Below are 14193 nucleotides of genomic sequence, written 5' to 3'. Positions count from 1 at the left end.
CCCGTACGGGTGTGGCATCAGCGGGGTGGAAACGGTCACTGGGCTCTACGGAAAGGAGTTATAACCCCAGAGCGCCCGATGGATCGTACCGCGGCCGGCCCGTCCGGTCGGCCGTCGGCGAGGTCGGTTCCGTTGCCCCATCACGCGCATTGGCACGATGCCTGCAGGAGTTGCGGCGCCCCGGTGCTCGCGGAGTGTCCCGACTGCGGGTCGCGCGCCTGGGTGAAGGGCGTGGGCCCCGACATCGCGTGCGCGAGCTGCCTGTTCGAGTGGGCCTGCGCGGGTTGCATGGGCCTGAAGCCCACGAGCGGCAAGTGGTTCGACGACGACGCAGGCGTCGCGGCGTAGCGTCCGCTCGACTGTTTTGAAAGGAAAAGAAAGGGGCGGCCGGGTTTCGGCCGCCCGTGGCGTTCTGGCTCAAAGGAGCCAGGACGAGACCGAGACCGTGTCGGAGACCATCGCGGTCTTGTCGCCTTCGACGGGGTCCTTCCACGCGACGGGGTGGGGCTTCGACGTGATGTCGAAGGTGATCCCCGCCGTGCCCTGCGGGAACAGGACGACCTGCTCGGCGGTGTAGGCCGAGTTGGCCTGGTCGCCGTAGCAGTAGGCGCGGATCTTCACGGGCTCGCTGCCCGTGTAGTGCCTCGTCATCGCCGTGTTCTCGCGGACGATCTCGCCGTTCGCGACGCTCGACGCGAGGGCGCCCGTCGCGGCGTTCGTCGGGAACTTCCAGTGCGTGACGACGCCCGCGGGGCCCCAGCCGTTCGGACCCGTCGGCGTGAGGGTGTATTCGATGCGGAGCTTCTTGACCGCCTCGCCCGCCGGGGCGTCGGCGCAGTAGCCCGAGAACTCACCCGTCTTGATGCCGTTGTCGTAGTCGTTCCCGTCGGGGTTGTTGCCGAACTCGTAGGGGTCCGCGCCCTGGTTCTGGCCGATCCACCCGTTCTGGTCGAGGTCGTGGAACGCGCCGACGCGCACGTCGAGCTCGAGGTAGCCCGGCGCGACGCAGTGCTGCGCGTTGTTCTCCTCGGCGAAGTCGCTGCAGGGGCCGATGCTGTACCCGTTCGTCGAGAGCGGGTTCATGACGAACACCGTGCTCGTGACGCCCGGGGACCAGAGCGTGTAGGCGACCTGCGTGTCGATCCACGCGCCGGGACCGGCGTTGTAGTCGTAGTCCTTGTTCGTGCTGCGCAGGTTGTAGCGCGGGTTCTCGTACGGCGGCTGGATCTTGCGGGCGAGGGGACCGGTCGTCTCGCACTGGTTGGCCGGCCCGTGCGCGGGGTCGCAGATCGGGTGCTCGAAGTGGTGCGACGAGGCCAGGCTCGGCGGCGGGAGCGCATCGATCATCGGGCCCGCGGAGCTCGCGTAGAGGGCCGTGAGGGGACCGGGCGCGATCGCCGCGTAGTCGTCGATGTCGATGAGGCACTTCACCGCGTTTTCGGGGCAGTCCTTCGTGCGGAGGAGACCGCCGGGCGTCGCGACGGGGTCGGCGACCGTGACGACCTCGTACGTGCGGAGGAGCGTGCCGTCCCAGAAGAGGATCGGCCAGCCCTGGCCCTGGTCCCAGTACCCGTTGCCGGGGCTGCCGTCGGCCATGTTGCCGGGCGGGCGCATCGAGAAGTCGGGGCTGCGCGCGCCGGGGAGGTCGCTCGACGTGACCGTCGGGTGGTCCCCGGGCTCGATGAAGACGACGATCTCGCCGTTGACGATCGAGTCGTAGTCGTTCGCGGGGTTCGGCGAGCCGCCGATCGTGCGGTCGAGGTTGTCGATGACGCCGTTGCCGTTGTCGGCCCAGTACCCGTACCAGGCGCCCCACTCGGACGCGCCGGCGAGGATGACCTTCGGAAGGCCCGTCGTGCGGCCGGGGCCGGGGGGCTCGCGGTAGACGCAGTTGCCGTTCACGTGAACGGTGTTCTTCGCGGGGTCGCAGGCGTGCACGCCGCGCACGTTCCACGGGCCGCCGCTCGGAAGCTCCGTGTACGTCGAGTACGCGAAGGAGTCGAGGATCTTCGTGCGTTCCGTGGGGACCGAGGACAGGTTGTTGCGCTGTCCGCGTCCCTCCATGACGATGTGGTTCTCGGCTTCGACCTCGCCCACGCCGACGTTGCGGATGGAAGCGAGGGCGGCGCCCGAGACAGTCATGAGCATGGCTGTGACAAACAGGGCCTTGGTTGCGGTGTTCATGGTGGATGGCCTCCCTACGGGTCGAGGACCCGGCCGTTGCGCACCGGAATGCGGCATTAAAACGTTTCTCGCGAGATGGACTTCGGGTCTTTAAAGGGAAAACCCCGAGCCGGTGATGGCCCGCATCGGCCGACCGGCAGGGACGCCTTGCGTCCCGCCGCATCCGACCGTCTCAGCAGACGCGGGCGCCCGTCGGATCCGCGGGGGTCGCGCCGCGACGCCCGCCCATGTCGAAGGTCAAACGGGGCTCCTTCGCGGCCTTGACCTCGTCGACGCGGCCGATCGCCGTGTTGTGGGGGGCGCTCGTCACGACCGCCGGGTCCTCGCGCGCGACCGAGGTGATGGCGTCGACGAAGGCGTCGAGCGTCTCCTTCGACTCCGTCTCCGTGGGCTCGATCATGATCGCCTCGTCCACGATGAGCGGGAAGTAGACCGTCGGGGCGTGGTAACCGTAGTCGAGGAGGCGCTTCGCGACGTCGAGCGCGCGCACGCCCTTCTCCTTCTTCAGGCGCGAGGCGCTGATCACGAATTCGTGCATGCGGATCTCGCGGTGCGGCAGGTCGAAGTCGCCGGCCTCCTGGAGCCGCTTGCGCAGGTAGTTCGCGTTGAGCACCGCGCGCTTCGAGGCTTCCGTGAGGCCGTCGCCGCCCATCATCTTCGCGTAGACGAGCGAGCGGATGTATCCCACGAAGTTGCCGTGGAACGCCTTGACCTTCCCGATCGACTGCGGGCGGTCGTAGCTCGCGACGTAGCGGTCGCCGCGCTTCTCGACGACGGGCACCGGCAGGAACGGCGCGAGGCGCGCCTTCACGCCGACGGGGCCTGAACCGGGGCCGCCGCCGCCGTGCGGGATGGTCATCGTCTTGTGCAGGTTGAAGTGCACCATGTCGAAGCCCATCTTGCCGGGCGTCGTGACGCCCATGATCGCGTTGAAGTTCGCGCCGTCGTAATAGAGGAGCGCGCCCGCGGCGTGCACGAGCTTCGCGACCTCCGTGATGTTCTCCTCGAAGATGCCGAGGGTCGACGGGTTCGTGATCATGAACGCGGCCGTGCGCGGGGACAGCGCGGCCTTGAGCGCCTCGAGGTCGACGCCGCCCGAGGCGTTCGACGGGATCTCGATGACCTTGAAGCCCGCCATCGCGGCGGAGGCCGGGTTCGTCCCGTGCGCGTTGTCCGGCACGATGACCTCGTCGCGCGTCTCGCCCCTCGCCTCGAAGTAGGCGCGCGTCATGAGCATCGCGGTCCACTCGCCCTGCGCGCCGGCCGCGGGCTGGAGCGTCACCGCGTCCATCCCGGCGACCTCCTTCAGGACCTCCTGCAGCGCGTGGATGACCTGGAGCGAGCCCTGCGAATGCTCGTCCCCGACGAGCGGGTGCATGTCGAGGCTGTCGGGCAGCGTCGCGATCTCGTCGTTCACCTTCGGGTTGAGCTTCATCGTGCACGATCCGAGCGGGTAGAAGCTCGTGTCGACGCCGATGTTCTTGTGGGAGAGGCGCGTGTAGTGGCGCGTGACGTCCGTCGCGCCGAGCGTCGGGATGCCGATCGGGCGGTCGCGCGCGAGATCGGCGGGCGCGAAGTCCGCGGCCGACACGCTCGCGGGGGCGGCGAAATACCGGTCGCCCGCGCCGTTCGACGCGCGCTCGAAGAGGACGGGCGTGGGCCAGCGGGCCTGGCGGAATTCGGGCTTCACTTGATCGCCTCCTGGATCGCGGCCGCGAAGCCCGAAAGCGCGCTTTCGGGGTGCGCCTCGGTGACGCAGTAGAGCGCGGCGTTGCCGAGCTCCGGGTGCCACTTCGCGAGATCGAGGCCGCCCACGAGGCCTTGCTTCGCGAACGAGGCCGCGACCTTCGACGTCGGGACCTCGGTCTTGAGGACGAACTCGTGGAACGACTTGCCCGTGAAGGCGCGCGTGACGCCGTGGACCTTCACGGCCTCGTTCGCGAGCCGGCGCGCGCGGTCCGCGCACGCGAGGGCCGCGTCGCGGAAGCCCTCCTCGCCGAGGGCCGCGAGCGTGATGGAGAACGCGAGCGCGTTCAGCGCCTCGTTCGAGCAGATGTTCGACGTCGCCTTGTCGCGGCGGATGTGCTGCTCGCGCGTCGAGAGCGTGAGACAGTAGGCGCGCTCGCCCTTCGCGTCGACGGTTTCTCCGACGATGCGGCCGGGCATGCGGCGCACGTGGTCCCACTTCGTCGCGAAGAGGCCGAGCGCGGGGCCGCCGAACCAGGTGCCGGATCCGACCGCGCCGCCCTCGCCGACCGCGACGTCCGCGCCGTACGACCCGGGGCCGCGCACGAGGCCGAGGCTGTAGGGGTCGCCGACGTCGACGACGAAGAAGGCCTTGGGCGCCTTGCGGTCGAGGATGCCGCGGATCTCGCCCGCGCGCGACTCGAACACGCCGAAGAAGTTGGGGTTCTGGAGGAGGACGGCCGCGGTCGACGCGCCGACCTTCGACTCGAGGTCGGCGAGGTCGGCCTCGCCCGTCTCGCGGTCGTAGCCGAACTCGACGAGCTTCCCGCCGAAGCCCTTCACGTAGTTCGCGACGATGCTCTTCTTCTCCCACGAGAGGTTCGCGGGGACGAGCACGTCGTTGCCGCGCGAGGCGCGGACGCCCATGAGCGCGCCCTCCGCGAGCGCGGTGGGGCCGTCGTACATCGAGATGTTCGCGACCTCGAGCTCCATGAGCCGCGTCACGAACGTCTGGTACTCGAACATCGCCTGGAGCATCCCCTGCAGGATCTCCGGCTGGTACGGCGTGTAGGAGGTGTAGAACTCGCCGCGCAGGATGAGCGGCTTCACCATCGCGGGCACGTAATGGTGGTACGAGCCGGCGCCGAGGAAGTGCGGGCGCTTCTCGAACGAGTGGTTCTTCGCGAGCGTCGCCGTCATCTCGCGGCGGACGTCGAGCTCGCTCGCGCCCGCGGCGAGCCGGAGCGTCGTCCGGACGCTCGCGGGCACGTCCTTGAAGAGATCCTCGTAGCTCGTGATGCCCAGGGCCGCGAACATCGCGTCGCGGTCGGCGGCGCCGCTCATGAAGTGCATCGTAATTCCTCAGGCGTTCTCGATCGTCTTGCGGTAGCCCGCGGCGTCGAGGAGCTTTCCGGCCTCGGAGGGGTCCGACATCTCGATCTTCGCGAACCAGCCCTCGCCATAGGGGTCGTCGTTCAGGAGCTCGGGCTTGTCCTCGAGCGCCGTGTTGACCTCGACGATCTTTCCGGAGACGGGCGCGTAGATGTCGCTCACGCTTTTCGTGCTCTCGACGACCCCCATCGAGTCGCCGTGCTTGAACGACTCGCCGACGTCGGGGAGCTCGACGAAGACGACGTCCGTGAGCGCGTCCTGCGCGTAGTCCGTGATGCCGAGGGTCGCGACCTTGCCCTCGACGCGGACCCACTCGTGCTCGGCGGTGTAGCGCAGGTGTTCCGGCACCTTCGTTTCCTTGGCCATGGAGAACCCTCGGAGCCCTTACCAAGGCGCCAGAGGAGCGTACCCGTCATGAAGGTTTCTGGGTTACGGACGCGCGCGCGACGTCGGCGTGTCGGGGCCGTTCCCCACCGGAAGGAAACGTCCTTCCACGAGGAATGCATCAGGAGTTCATGCGTCGTCTCGGCGCGACCTTCCTCGTCCTCGTCCTCGTGTCGGCCGGCTGCCTCACCGCGAGCGACCGGGGACCCGCCGCGCCCGCGACCGATGAACCTCCCGGCCCAGGCGCCCCCTTGGCCGAGGGGCCGGTCGATCCCGCGCCCCGGGTGACGGTGGCAGGCCCTTGGCGCTTCACCGCGACGCCCGGGGAGGTGGTCGGGGCGCCCGGCGACGTCGCCCGCGTGCGCCTCGCGATCGAGCGTGCGGGCAACGCGACAGGCGGAACCCTCGGGCTCGCCCCCTTCATGCGATGGGCCGACGTCCCGGAAACGGAGTCCTGGACGCCGCGGGAGGTCCCGGAGGCCGGCGCGACGTGGGACGTCGAGGTCCTCGTCGGTCCTGCGCCGCACGTCGCTTTCTCGGTCTGGTGGGAGGACTCCACGGGTGAGGGCCCCGAACGGTGGCCGAGCCGCGCGGTGAACGCCTCCGCCGTGTTCGTTTCGTTCGGGAACGCCGTCGAAACCCGGGCCCGCGACAACTACGTCCCGACCGGTTCCGGCCTGAATGTCACGACAGAAGGGAGCACCCTCGTCGCGACTTTCACGGAGGGCGTGTTCCTTGACATCGATTGCGACGCGGTTGCGGGCGCGGCCGGCCCGTTCCGCCTCGTGGAGAGCCATGGAACGCGCACGCTCGTTGGTTTCGTGAAGAGCGGCCAATCGGACTCGTGCCTGGCGCCCGCGACGCCGCGCGCGCCCCGCGTCATCGCCAAGATCGAAGGCCTCGAGCCGGGCGAGGTGCGGGTCGTCGTGTATGCGCACCGAACCTGCTTCTGCGCCCCGACCTCGTGGACCGTGTTCGAGGCGAACGCGACCGTGGGCTGAATCACACGAACGGCAGCTTCACGACCCGCGCTCCGACGGGCTTGTCGCGGATCACGACCTCGAGCGGCGTGTCGGGCTTCGCGAACGCGGGCTCGACGTACGCGAGCGCGATGCCCTCGCGCAGCGCCGGCGATTGCGTCCCCGAGGAGACGACGCCGACCGCGCGGCCCTCCGCGCGGACCTCGTTGCCTTCGCGCGGGATGCCGCGCTCCGTGAGCTTGACGCCCACGAGCTTCGCGTGCCCGCCCTTCGCCTTCTGCGCCTCGATGGCCGCCTTGCCCGTGAAGTCGTGGTCCCATGCGACGAGCCAGCCGAGACCGGCTTCGAGCGGCGTGCGGCCGCCCTTGAACTCGTGGCCCGCGAGGCAGTAGCCCTTCTCGAGCCGGAGCGTGTCGCGCGCGCCGAGGCCGCAGGGGCGGATCCCGTGCTCCGCGCCCGCCGCAAGGAGCGCCTCGAAGACGCGCGCGCCCTCCCGCGCGGGAACGAACAGCTCGAAGCCGTCCTCGCCCGTGTAGCCCGTGCGCGCGATGAACGCGTCCGCGCCGAGCGCGGGCGCCTGCGTGAGGTGGAAACGCTTCAGGTCCGCGAACGAGCGCCCCATGAAGCGCTCGAGGATCGCCGCGGCCTTCGGACCCTGCAAGGCGAGGATGCACGTCTCGCGCGTGACGTCCTCGACGTTGGCCTTGCCCGCCGCGCGGAGGATCCCGGCGACCTCCGCGTTCATCCCCGCGTTCGGGACGACGTGGTAGCCCTTCCCGACGTGGAAGATATAGAGATCGTCCACGATCGTCCCGTCCGGCCTGAGCGCCGCCGTGTACTTCGTGCCGCCCACCGGCACCTTCGACGCGTCCGCGACGAACGCCCGGTTCAGCGTCGCGACCGCCTCGGGGCCCGTCACCCAGAGGTTCGACATGTGCGACACGTCGAAGAGACCCGCCGCCTTCCGCACCGCCTCGTGCTCCTCGAGAACGCTCGAGTACATCACCGGCATCTCGTAGCCCGCGAACGGGACGATCTTCGCCCCCAGCTTCACGTGCAGGTCGTAGAGCGGCGTCCGCAGGAGCGTCATCGAAACCCGCGAGCGCGGAAGGCCTCCTTGAAGGTTTGCGGTGAACGACGGGCGCCGGGCCCGGGATTCGGGACCGGGCCCGGGAACCGGGCGCCGGGGTTCGGGACCGGGACCGGGCGCCGGGAGCCGGGCGCCGGGCGCCGGGACCGGTGGCCGGGACCGGGACCGGGCGCCGGGCGCCGGGATTCGGGTCCGGGCGTCGGGTCCGGGACCGGGTCCGGGACCGGGACCGGGACCGGGACCGGGACCGGGACCGGGACCGGTGGCGAGCGCTTATGTCGGGGGAGCGTCGTCGGCGGCGCGTGCGCGCGCGCCGGATCGCCTTCCTCGTCAACCCCGTCGCGGGCCTCGGCGCCCGCGTCGCGCTCAAGGGCAGCGACGGCGTCGCCGCCGAAGCGCTCGCGCGCGGCGCGCGGCCCGAAGCCGCCGGGAAGGCGCTGCGCTTCGTGCGCGCGCTCGAGGCGGGCGCGCACACGTTCCTCACCGCCGGCGCGCCCATGGGCGAGGACGTCCTCGAGAAGGCCGGCGAAAGCGCGATCGTCGCGCACGTCCCGTCCGAGCCCACCACCGCCGACGACACGCGCGAGGCCGCGAAGGCCCTCCTCGCGCTCGCGCCCGACGTCCTCGTCTTCGTCGGCGGCGACGGAACGGCCGCGGATGTCGCGGACGCCGTCGGCGACCGCGTGCCCGTCCTCGGCATCCCCGCCGGGAGCAAGATGTACAGCGCCGTCTACGCGGACACGCCCGAGCGCGCCGCGCGCGTCGTCGAGGGATTCGACGACGTCGCCCCCGGGGAGGTGCTCGACGTCGACGAGGGACGCTTCCGCGCGGGCGAGGTCGCGGTCACCCTCAAGGGTTTCGTGAAGGTCCCCGTCCACCGGGCGGTCGCGGGCGGCAAGGCCGCCGGCACCGACGACGAGGTGGAGCAGGTGACGCTCGGCAAGGCCGTCGCCGAGGCGCTCGAGCCCGGCGTCCCGCACGTTCTTGGCGCGGGCGGCACGATGATGGAGGTCAAGCGCGCGCTCGGCGTCGACGGCACGCTCCTCGGCATCGACGTCGTCTGCGACGGGAAGCTCCTCGTGAAGGACGCGCGCGAGCGCGACCTCCTCGCGCTCGCGCCCGGCGCCCGCGTCGTCGTGAGCCCGATCGGTCGGCAGGGGTTCGTGCTCGGGCGCGGGAACCTCGTCGTCTCCGCCGCGGTGCTGCGGCGCCTCGGCGTCGAGGCCGTGAAGGTCGTCGCGACGCCGACGAAGATGATCGAGACGCCCGTGCTCCGTGTCGACACGGGCGACCCCGCCCTCGACGCGGCCTTCCCCCGCTTCGTCCCCGTCACCACGGGTCCGCACGTGACCCGCCTCGCCCGCATGGAGAAGGATGCCGCATGACCAGCACCGAAATTGCGCGCGCCGTCCTCGTCGCGCCGAAGACCACCGAGATCGCGATCCGCGGCCACACGATCCGCTGCGACAAGCCCGCCGACCTCGGCGGGACCGACTCGGGACCGATGGCGAGCGAGTACCTGCTTGCCGCCCTCGCCTCCTGCACGCTCACGACGATGCGGAAGATCGCCGAGAAGCGCAAGGTCGAGCTCGGATCGCTTGCCTGCGTGACCGAGATGGATTTCGACGATCGCGGCGTCGTCGTCGCGATGCGCCTGCGCGTCGAAGTCGGCGGAACAGCCTCCGACAAGGACGTGGAGACCGTGTTCCGCCTGAGCGAGAAGGCGTGCACGATCTCCCAGCTGCTCTCCTTCCCCGTCCATCGCGCGCTCGCGCGTGGTTGACACGATGTTGAGAGCATTTTACCGTAGGGAATATATCCCATCCCAATCATGCCGGGAACGGCGATACCCGCATGAGTCTGACCGAAGTCGTCTACAAGATTCGTAGCGACACTTTTGCCCCCTGCATCGTGTCAGGGAAGAATCCCGATGTCCGCGTGATCTTGAACCAAGTCTCCCACGACGTCTCCAACCAGACTGTGCGGCTCCTTGCCACAGTCCTCGGCCCCGAAGCCGCGGCCCAGGAGACGACGAAGGTCCTCATGGGATCCTTCGACACGGCCGACATCGTGCGCCAGACGAAGGACCAGGTCACGTTCCGCGCGAGCGTGTCGCTCGACACCATCCGCAAGACGGGCAACCCGGCGGCCTTCGCGCTCGAGCACTTCGGCCCGGAGGTCCTCGTCCAGCCCGCGCTCATCCACAACGGCTACCTGCACGTGCGCCTCGTCGTCACCGGCAAGGTCGACCTCGCGGCGATGCTCGCCGCCTACGAGCAGGGCGTGAAGGCCGGCCGCTGGAGCGACTTCAAGCTCGTCCGCATCGACGACTTCGACCCCGAGCAGCAGATCCACGGCGCGTTCTCGGAGAACCTCACGCAGAAGCAGCTCGAGGTCATCAAGACGGCCCTCGCGCTCGGGTTCTACAACACGCCGCGCAACGTGACGCTCGACGACCTTTCGAGCATCTTCGGCATCAGCAAGGCCGCGGTCCACAACCGGCTCCAGGCCGCCGAGCGCAAGGTCATCGCGAAGTACTTCAGCTGACGCTCGCGCGTCGGCCGCGCGGGGCGCGAGCCCCGCGCCCGTTTCCTTTCCACTCCAAGTCGCGAGCGCGGGCGCCGCGTCGCGGGCCCTTTCCGCCCGCGCGAAACGTTTAAGACACGGCCTTCCTTCAACGCAACGTTCCCACCCTCTGGCCGGGATGGGGTAGCCTGGTTATCCTTCGGGACTGTGGATCCTGTGACCCGAGTTCAAATCTCGGCCCCGGCCCTCCAGCGCGGACGCCCACCCCGGGCGCCGCCTCGCGCGCGACGGAGCCCGCGCTCGGACCCTTTTCGATGGCCAGAAGAGACCCGGTCCATGGGACCGGCGACGAGTGCGGATGTCGGGATTTGAACCCGAGTTAAAGCGTTGGCAACGCCATGTGATAGACCAGACTACACTACATCCGCGATGGATCGACCGTCCTGGAAAACCAGGTCGGGCGTAGCGTATCATCGCAGAACCCCTATATGACGCCTTCGGGGGGCGGGACGGCGTGCAAGGGACGCGCTAGCGCGCGCGACGAATGAGTTCATCCCGACACCCGTTTCTCATGGGCCGAGACGATGGAAAACCTGACGCGCGGCGTTCTCGTGGCGGCCGTCCTTCTCGCGACCACCCTGGCGACGCCCGCCGTCGCGAGCCCCCCCGTCGAGTGGACGGTCCCCGCGCCGCGCTCGGGCGACGCGTTCCTCTACCACGGGGCCTTCATCAACCACGTGATGAGCGTCCGCGCCCCGCAGCACGGAGGGGGCGCCGCCCTGTCGTCGGCGAACGTGGCCGCGCTCCTCGTCGAGGACGCTCGCGTCGTCGTCGACGGCGCGGGATTTCCGCGCGACGTCCTCACGTTCCGGCTCGAGACCTTCCGGACGAACCCTGACGACTCGGTCGACCCCGTGAGGCGCGAGCAATGTCACGCCGGCGCGCACGGTCGCGCGGTCCGGCACGACATCGCGTGGGCCGAGCATCACGCCTGGACGTCGAACGAATCGCGCGACCCCGACCCCCTCGACCGCGCGCCAAGATCGACCCTGACGAGCCTCGCCTCCGCGACGTTCGGCCACGGGACCTGCATCCTCATGCCGCGCCCCGCGCCGGGGCTCGTCGTCCGCGAAGGCGCGCGGCTGAATCTCTCGGACTTCGAGGCCGGCGTCGCGTCGACGGAGGACCTCCTCTCGGAGCCCGCCGTCGCGCATGCGTTCCTCGACCGGCGCGCGTTGTCGTTCCGCTTCGTTCCCCTCGATCCCGCCGCGCCCGACTGGACCGTCACCCTCGTCGAGGGCGTCCCCGGGGTCGCGCGTCTCACCGCGGGGACGAACGGGGAATTCCCGCTCACGCGCTTCCCGTACGCCCTCGAACTTGTCGCGTACGCCGCCGGGGAGGGGCCGACCGTCGCCTTCCCCACGGAAGAGACGCAGGCGCCGCCGCCGCGCGGCCGCGCGGCGTCGCGGGCGCTCGACGAGCGCGCCCTCGCGCTCCCCTACCCGTTCGCGGAGGCCCTCCGCGATGCCGTCGCCGACCCGGCGCTCGGCCTCGCCGCGTTCCTCGCGCGCCACCCTCACGCCGCCCTCGTGAGCGCCGACTACGAGCGCGAGGCGTCGCCGCCGCCGGACCTCCGGCACGAATCGTCCGGGGGGCGCTGGCGCATGACGTTCGCCGACGAGCGCAGCGCGTTCCTCGTCGAGGCCTACCGGCTCGTCGGGAAGAGCGGCGCCCTCCTTCCCGCCAAACCGGCCTTGACGCGCGGGTGGGAGCTTCCCGACCGCCGCCTCGCGGCGCGACTGGATCCGATCGAAGCCGTCGACTCGTCGATCGTGCTCCGCGCGCTCGAGGGGCTCGGAATCGGGAAGGACGAAGTGCACTCGGTCCATTACACGCGCTTCGCTCCCGTCGCGGAGCCGGTCGACGAAAGTCCCCGCGAGCGCTCCCGCACCTTGAGCCTCTCGAGCCAGGGTGACCGCGCGGGCCTTGTGGTCTCGACGCTTCCCCTTTCGCGCTCGCCCTTTTTCGCGGAGCCCGCGTCCGGCGCGGCCGTCGACTTCGACCTCGAGACCGGTCGCGCGCTCGCGCTCTTCCGCGCGGAGCGGGTCACCCCCACGGCGTCGCTCCTCGACCGCTTCGGCCCGCCGCCGGACAAAGCGGCGATGAACGCGCTCGCCGAATATCCGTTCGCCCTCTCCGCCCCCGCGCTCCTCGGCGTCACCGGCGGGGCGGTCCTCGGACGTCTCGGCTTCGGCGCGCTCTACACGCGTCTCCGCCGCCGCCTCCTCCTCGAGCATCCGACGCGGGCGGCCATCCACGCGGTCCTCGTCGCGCGGCCGGGGCTTTCGGCCGCGGCCCTCGCCGAGGCGGCGGGCGTTCCGCGCACGAGCGCCGATCACCACCTGAGACAGCTCGTGAAGCATCGGGTGATCCTTCGCGTCGAGCCGGGAGGCTACTACGTCGCGGGCACCGTGCCTCCCGACGTCGCGAGGCGCGAAGCCGCCCTCTCGAAGGGCGCGCGGCGCGCGGTGTACGACCTCTTCGTCGAGGAGCCCGCGCTCACGCTTCGCGCCGCCGCGCGGCGGCTCGCGATGAGCGCGCCCGCGGTGCATCGCACGCGCGCGGAGCTGCGCCGCCTCGGGTTCCTCCCGTGATCAGGCGAGCCGCGCCGCGAGGGCGCGCGCCCAACCGGCGACGTGCTCCTCCGTGACGAGCGGGCCGAGGGCCGACACCTGGAAGACGACGGAGCCCGACCGCACGTTCGCGACGTACGCGTCCACGCCCGCGTCCGCGAGACGGTAGAGCGTCGACCGGTCGCCCGCGCGCGGGTCGGGCCGCCGCGACCACGAGCCGTTTTCGGCCTCGTACGTGGCGTCGATCGCCGCGAGCACCCGGGACGCCTGCTCCCGCGTCGCGAACACGAACGCGCCGCTTTCGACGCGCGAGCCGTTGGGCAGGTCGATGACGCGCCGCGCGGCCTCCACGAGACCCCAGTCCGCAAGCTCGGCGCTCGACGCCCACGCGGGGGTTGCGTCCGCGAGCGAGAAGGCGTCGGGGTAGACGACCTCTTCGGCGAGCGCGGCGTCGGGCGCGACGTCGATGGGCCGGAGGGTCGCATCGAGCGCCGGCGGGGGCGTCGATGCGGGAGGATCCGCCGCGCAGCCCGCGAGAGCCGACGCAAGGACGAGAAGGACGAGGGCGCGCACGCAACCGGACCCTCGCGGGCCACCGAAAAGGTTCCGATCACGCGATCCGGGAGAGCGATTCGGCCGTCTCCTCGTGGTCGAGCCGCTCGTCGATCGTGATCTCCGTGACGATGCGGCCCGCCGTCTGTCTCAGCTTCGCGTGCGCGGCCTCGACCGCGAGGAGGATGTCCTCGAGCGACTCCGATTCGATGACGGTGCCCATGGGACCGACCTTGGGCTCGAAGCCGCGCTCCTCGAGCACGCGGACGGCGGCCGCGACGGGCGCCTCCTGCGACGTTCCCTCGCCGAGCGTGACGACGCGCAGCTCCGCGACGATCATGCGGAATTTGGCGCCGCGGGGAGGCTTCAGGCCTTCGGCCCACGCCTCGGTGCTACCGCATCTCCTCGGGGATGGCGCCGCCCCGCTCGCTCGCGCCCCAACCCTGGCCGCGCGCGTCGCGCGTCGCGTGCCAGCGGTCCTCGAGCGCGGCGACGACCTCGTCGGCGCTGCGGTACCGGCGCTCGGGCAGGAACTCAAGGTAGCGGATGAGCGGAAGCGTGCCGCTCACGGCCGCGCCGCCCGCCTCCTCGACGAGGCGCCCCTTGGTCGCGGGAAACCGGATCGCGGCGAGCGCCTCGGCGAGCGCGCGGAACACCTCCTGGTGCTCGCGCTTCTCCCAGGCGCCCCGACCGCCCGACGCCCCCTGCCCGTCTTCGGCTCCCGGCGCCGTCATGGCCCCTTCTCGGGACCGCCGTGTGCATGGAC

The 14193-nt window shown here is 70.8% G+C and carries 14 protein-coding genes and 2 tRNA genes; 7 read left to right on the top strand and 9 right to left on the bottom strand.

Annotation, left to right across the window (positions count from 1 at the left end):
* Window positions 1-183: 183 nt before the first annotated feature.
* The gene (locus tag VM889_04655) at window positions 184-348 is read left to right on the top strand and encodes a hypothetical protein (protein HVL47825.1); all 165 of its coding nucleotides are present in this window, start codon (window positions 184-186) and stop codon (window positions 346-348) included.
* A 69-nt stretch (window positions 349-417) separates the two neighbouring features.
* Here the strand turns inward: VM889_04655 and VM889_04650 are convergent, their stop codons facing one another.
* From VM889_04650 to gcvH, 4 genes are all read right to left on the bottom strand, one after another.
* Window positions 418-2184, bottom strand: coding sequence for a hypothetical protein (locus VM889_04650; protein ID HVL47824.1), 1767 nt, complete (start codon window positions 2182-2184; stop codon window positions 418-420).
* 172 nt (window positions 2185-2356) lie between these two features.
* Window positions 2357-3874: an aminomethyl-transferring glycine dehydrogenase subunit GcvPB gene (gene gcvPB, locus VM889_04645; GenBank protein ID HVL47823.1), complete on the bottom strand. Its 1518-nt coding sequence runs from the start codon at window positions 3872-3874 to the stop codon at window positions 2357-2359.
* Window positions 3871-5223, bottom strand: a complete 1353-nt coding sequence (gene gcvPA / locus VM889_04640; protein ID HVL47822.1) for an aminomethyl-transferring glycine dehydrogenase subunit GcvPA — start codon at window positions 5221-5223, stop codon at window positions 3871-3873. Before gcvPA ends, gcvPB begins: the two co-directional genes overlap by 4 nt.
* Before the next feature lie 9 nt (window positions 5224-5232).
* On the bottom strand, window positions 5233-5628 hold the full coding sequence (gene gcvH, locus VM889_04635) for a glycine cleavage system protein GcvH (GenBank protein ID HVL47821.1): 396 nt from the start codon (window positions 5626-5628) through the stop codon (window positions 5233-5235).
* Between the two features lie 149 nt (window positions 5629-5777).
* Between gcvH and VM889_04630 the strand changes: the two genes are divergently transcribed.
* Entirely contained in the window at window positions 5778-6647 is an 870-nt protein-coding gene (locus VM889_04630; protein HVL47820.1) for a hypothetical protein, read from the top strand.
* Between the two features lies 1 nt (window position 6648).
* On the opposite strand, the gene gcvT is transcribed toward VM889_04630, so the two are convergent.
* Window positions 6649-7716 (bottom strand): glycine cleavage system aminomethyltransferase GcvT, encoded by a 1068-nt coding sequence (gcvT, locus tag VM889_04625; protein ID HVL47819.1) that lies wholly within the window; start codon window positions 7714-7716, stop codon window positions 6649-6651.
* A 302-nt stretch (window positions 7717-8018) separates the two neighbouring features.
* On the opposite strand from gcvT, the gene VM889_04620 reads away from it, so the two are divergent.
* From VM889_04620 to VM889_04605, 4 genes are all read left to right on the top strand, one after another.
* Window positions 8019-9101, top strand: coding sequence for an ATP-NAD kinase family protein (locus tag VM889_04620; GenBank protein ID HVL47818.1), 1083 nt, complete (start codon window positions 8019-8021; stop codon window positions 9099-9101).
* On the top strand, window positions 9098-9499 hold the full coding sequence (locus VM889_04615) for an OsmC family protein (protein ID HVL47817.1): 402 nt from the start codon (window positions 9098-9100) through the stop codon (window positions 9497-9499). Before VM889_04620 ends, VM889_04615 begins: the two co-directional genes overlap by 4 nt.
* A gap of 155 nt (window positions 9500-9654) precedes the next feature.
* Window positions 9655-10263, top strand: a complete 609-nt coding sequence (locus tag VM889_04610; GenBank protein HVL47816.1) for a helix-turn-helix domain-containing protein — start codon at window positions 9655-9657, stop codon at window positions 10261-10263.
* A gap of 151 nt (window positions 10264-10414) precedes the next feature.
* Window positions 10415-10488: transfer RNA gene (locus VM889_04605), tRNA-His, on the top strand.
* A gap of 107 nt (window positions 10489-10595) precedes the next feature.
* Here VM889_04605 and VM889_04600 read toward each other — a convergent pair.
* Window positions 10596-10670: transfer RNA gene (locus VM889_04600), tRNA-Gly, on the bottom strand.
* Window positions 10671-10826: 156 nt separating this feature from the next.
* Here VM889_04600 and VM889_04595 point away from each other — a divergent pair.
* The gene (locus tag VM889_04595; protein HVL47815.1) at window positions 10827-12896 is read left to right on the top strand and encodes a helix-turn-helix domain-containing protein; all 2070 of its coding nucleotides are present in this window, start codon (window positions 10827-10829) and stop codon (window positions 12894-12896) included.
* Here VM889_04595 and VM889_04590 read toward each other — a convergent pair whose 3' ends face one another.
* Genes VM889_04590 through VM889_04580 form a run of 3 tightly spaced genes read right to left on the bottom strand, consistent with a single transcriptional unit; the run spans window position 12897 to window position 14161 of the window.
* Window positions 12897-13448, bottom strand: coding sequence for a hypothetical protein (locus VM889_04590; protein ID HVL47814.1), 552 nt, complete (start codon window positions 13446-13448; stop codon window positions 12897-12899). It abuts the gene before it with no gap.
* A 37-nt stretch (window positions 13449-13485) separates the two neighbouring features.
* Window positions 13486-13767, bottom strand: coding sequence for a thiamine-binding protein (locus VM889_04585; GenBank protein ID HVL47813.1), 282 nt, complete (start codon window positions 13765-13767; stop codon window positions 13486-13488).
* Between the two features lie 52 nt (window positions 13768-13819).
* Window positions 13820-14161: a DUF2795 domain-containing protein gene (locus VM889_04580; protein HVL47812.1), complete on the bottom strand. Its 342-nt coding sequence runs from the start codon at window positions 14159-14161 to the stop codon at window positions 13820-13822.
* Window positions 14162-14193: the final 32 nt, after the last annotated feature.

Source organism: Candidatus Thermoplasmatota archaeon (assembly GCA_035540375.1).
Lineage (GTDB): Archaea > Thermoplasmatota > SW-10-69-26 > JACQPN01 > JAJPHT01 > DATLGO01.
The sequence above is the reverse complement of the archived record's forward strand: the minus strand, read 5'-3'. Positions and strand labels throughout refer to the sequence as shown.

Excerpts from the sequence above, each read along its gene's own strand:
- VM889_04650 (HVL47824.1), bottom strand. The coding sequence starts at position 2,184 with ATGAACACCGCAACCAAGGCCCTGTTTGTCACAGCCATGCTCATGACT.
- gcvPA (HVL47822.1), bottom strand. The coding sequence starts at position 5,223 with ATGCACTTCATGAGCGGCGCCGCCGACCGCGACGCGATGTTCGCGGCC.
- gcvH (HVL47821.1), bottom strand. The coding sequence starts at position 5,628 with ATGGCCAAGGAAACGAAGGTGCCGGAACACCTGCGCTACACCGCCGAG.
- VM889_04630 (HVL47820.1), top strand. The coding sequence starts at position 5,778 with ATGCGTCGTCTCGGCGCGACCTTCCTCGTCCTCGTCCTCGTGTCGGCC.
- gcvT (HVL47819.1), bottom strand. The coding sequence starts at position 7,716 with ATGACGCTCCTGCGGACGCCGCTCTACGACCTGCACGTGAAGCTGGGG.
- VM889_04615 (HVL47817.1), top strand. The coding sequence starts at position 9,098 with ATGACCAGCACCGAAATTGCGCGCGCCGTCCTCGTCGCGCCGAAGACC.
- VM889_04595 (HVL47815.1), top strand. The coding sequence starts at position 10,827 with ATGGAAAACCTGACGCGCGGCGTTCTCGTGGCGGCCGTCCTTCTCGCG.
- VM889_04585 (HVL47813.1), bottom strand. The coding sequence starts at position 13,767 with ATGATCGTCGCGGAGCTGCGCGTCGTCACGCTCGGCGAGGGAACGTCG.
- VM889_04580 (HVL47812.1), bottom strand. The coding sequence starts at position 14,161 with ATGACGGCGCCGGGAGCCGAAGACGGGCAGGGGGCGTCGGGCGGTCGG.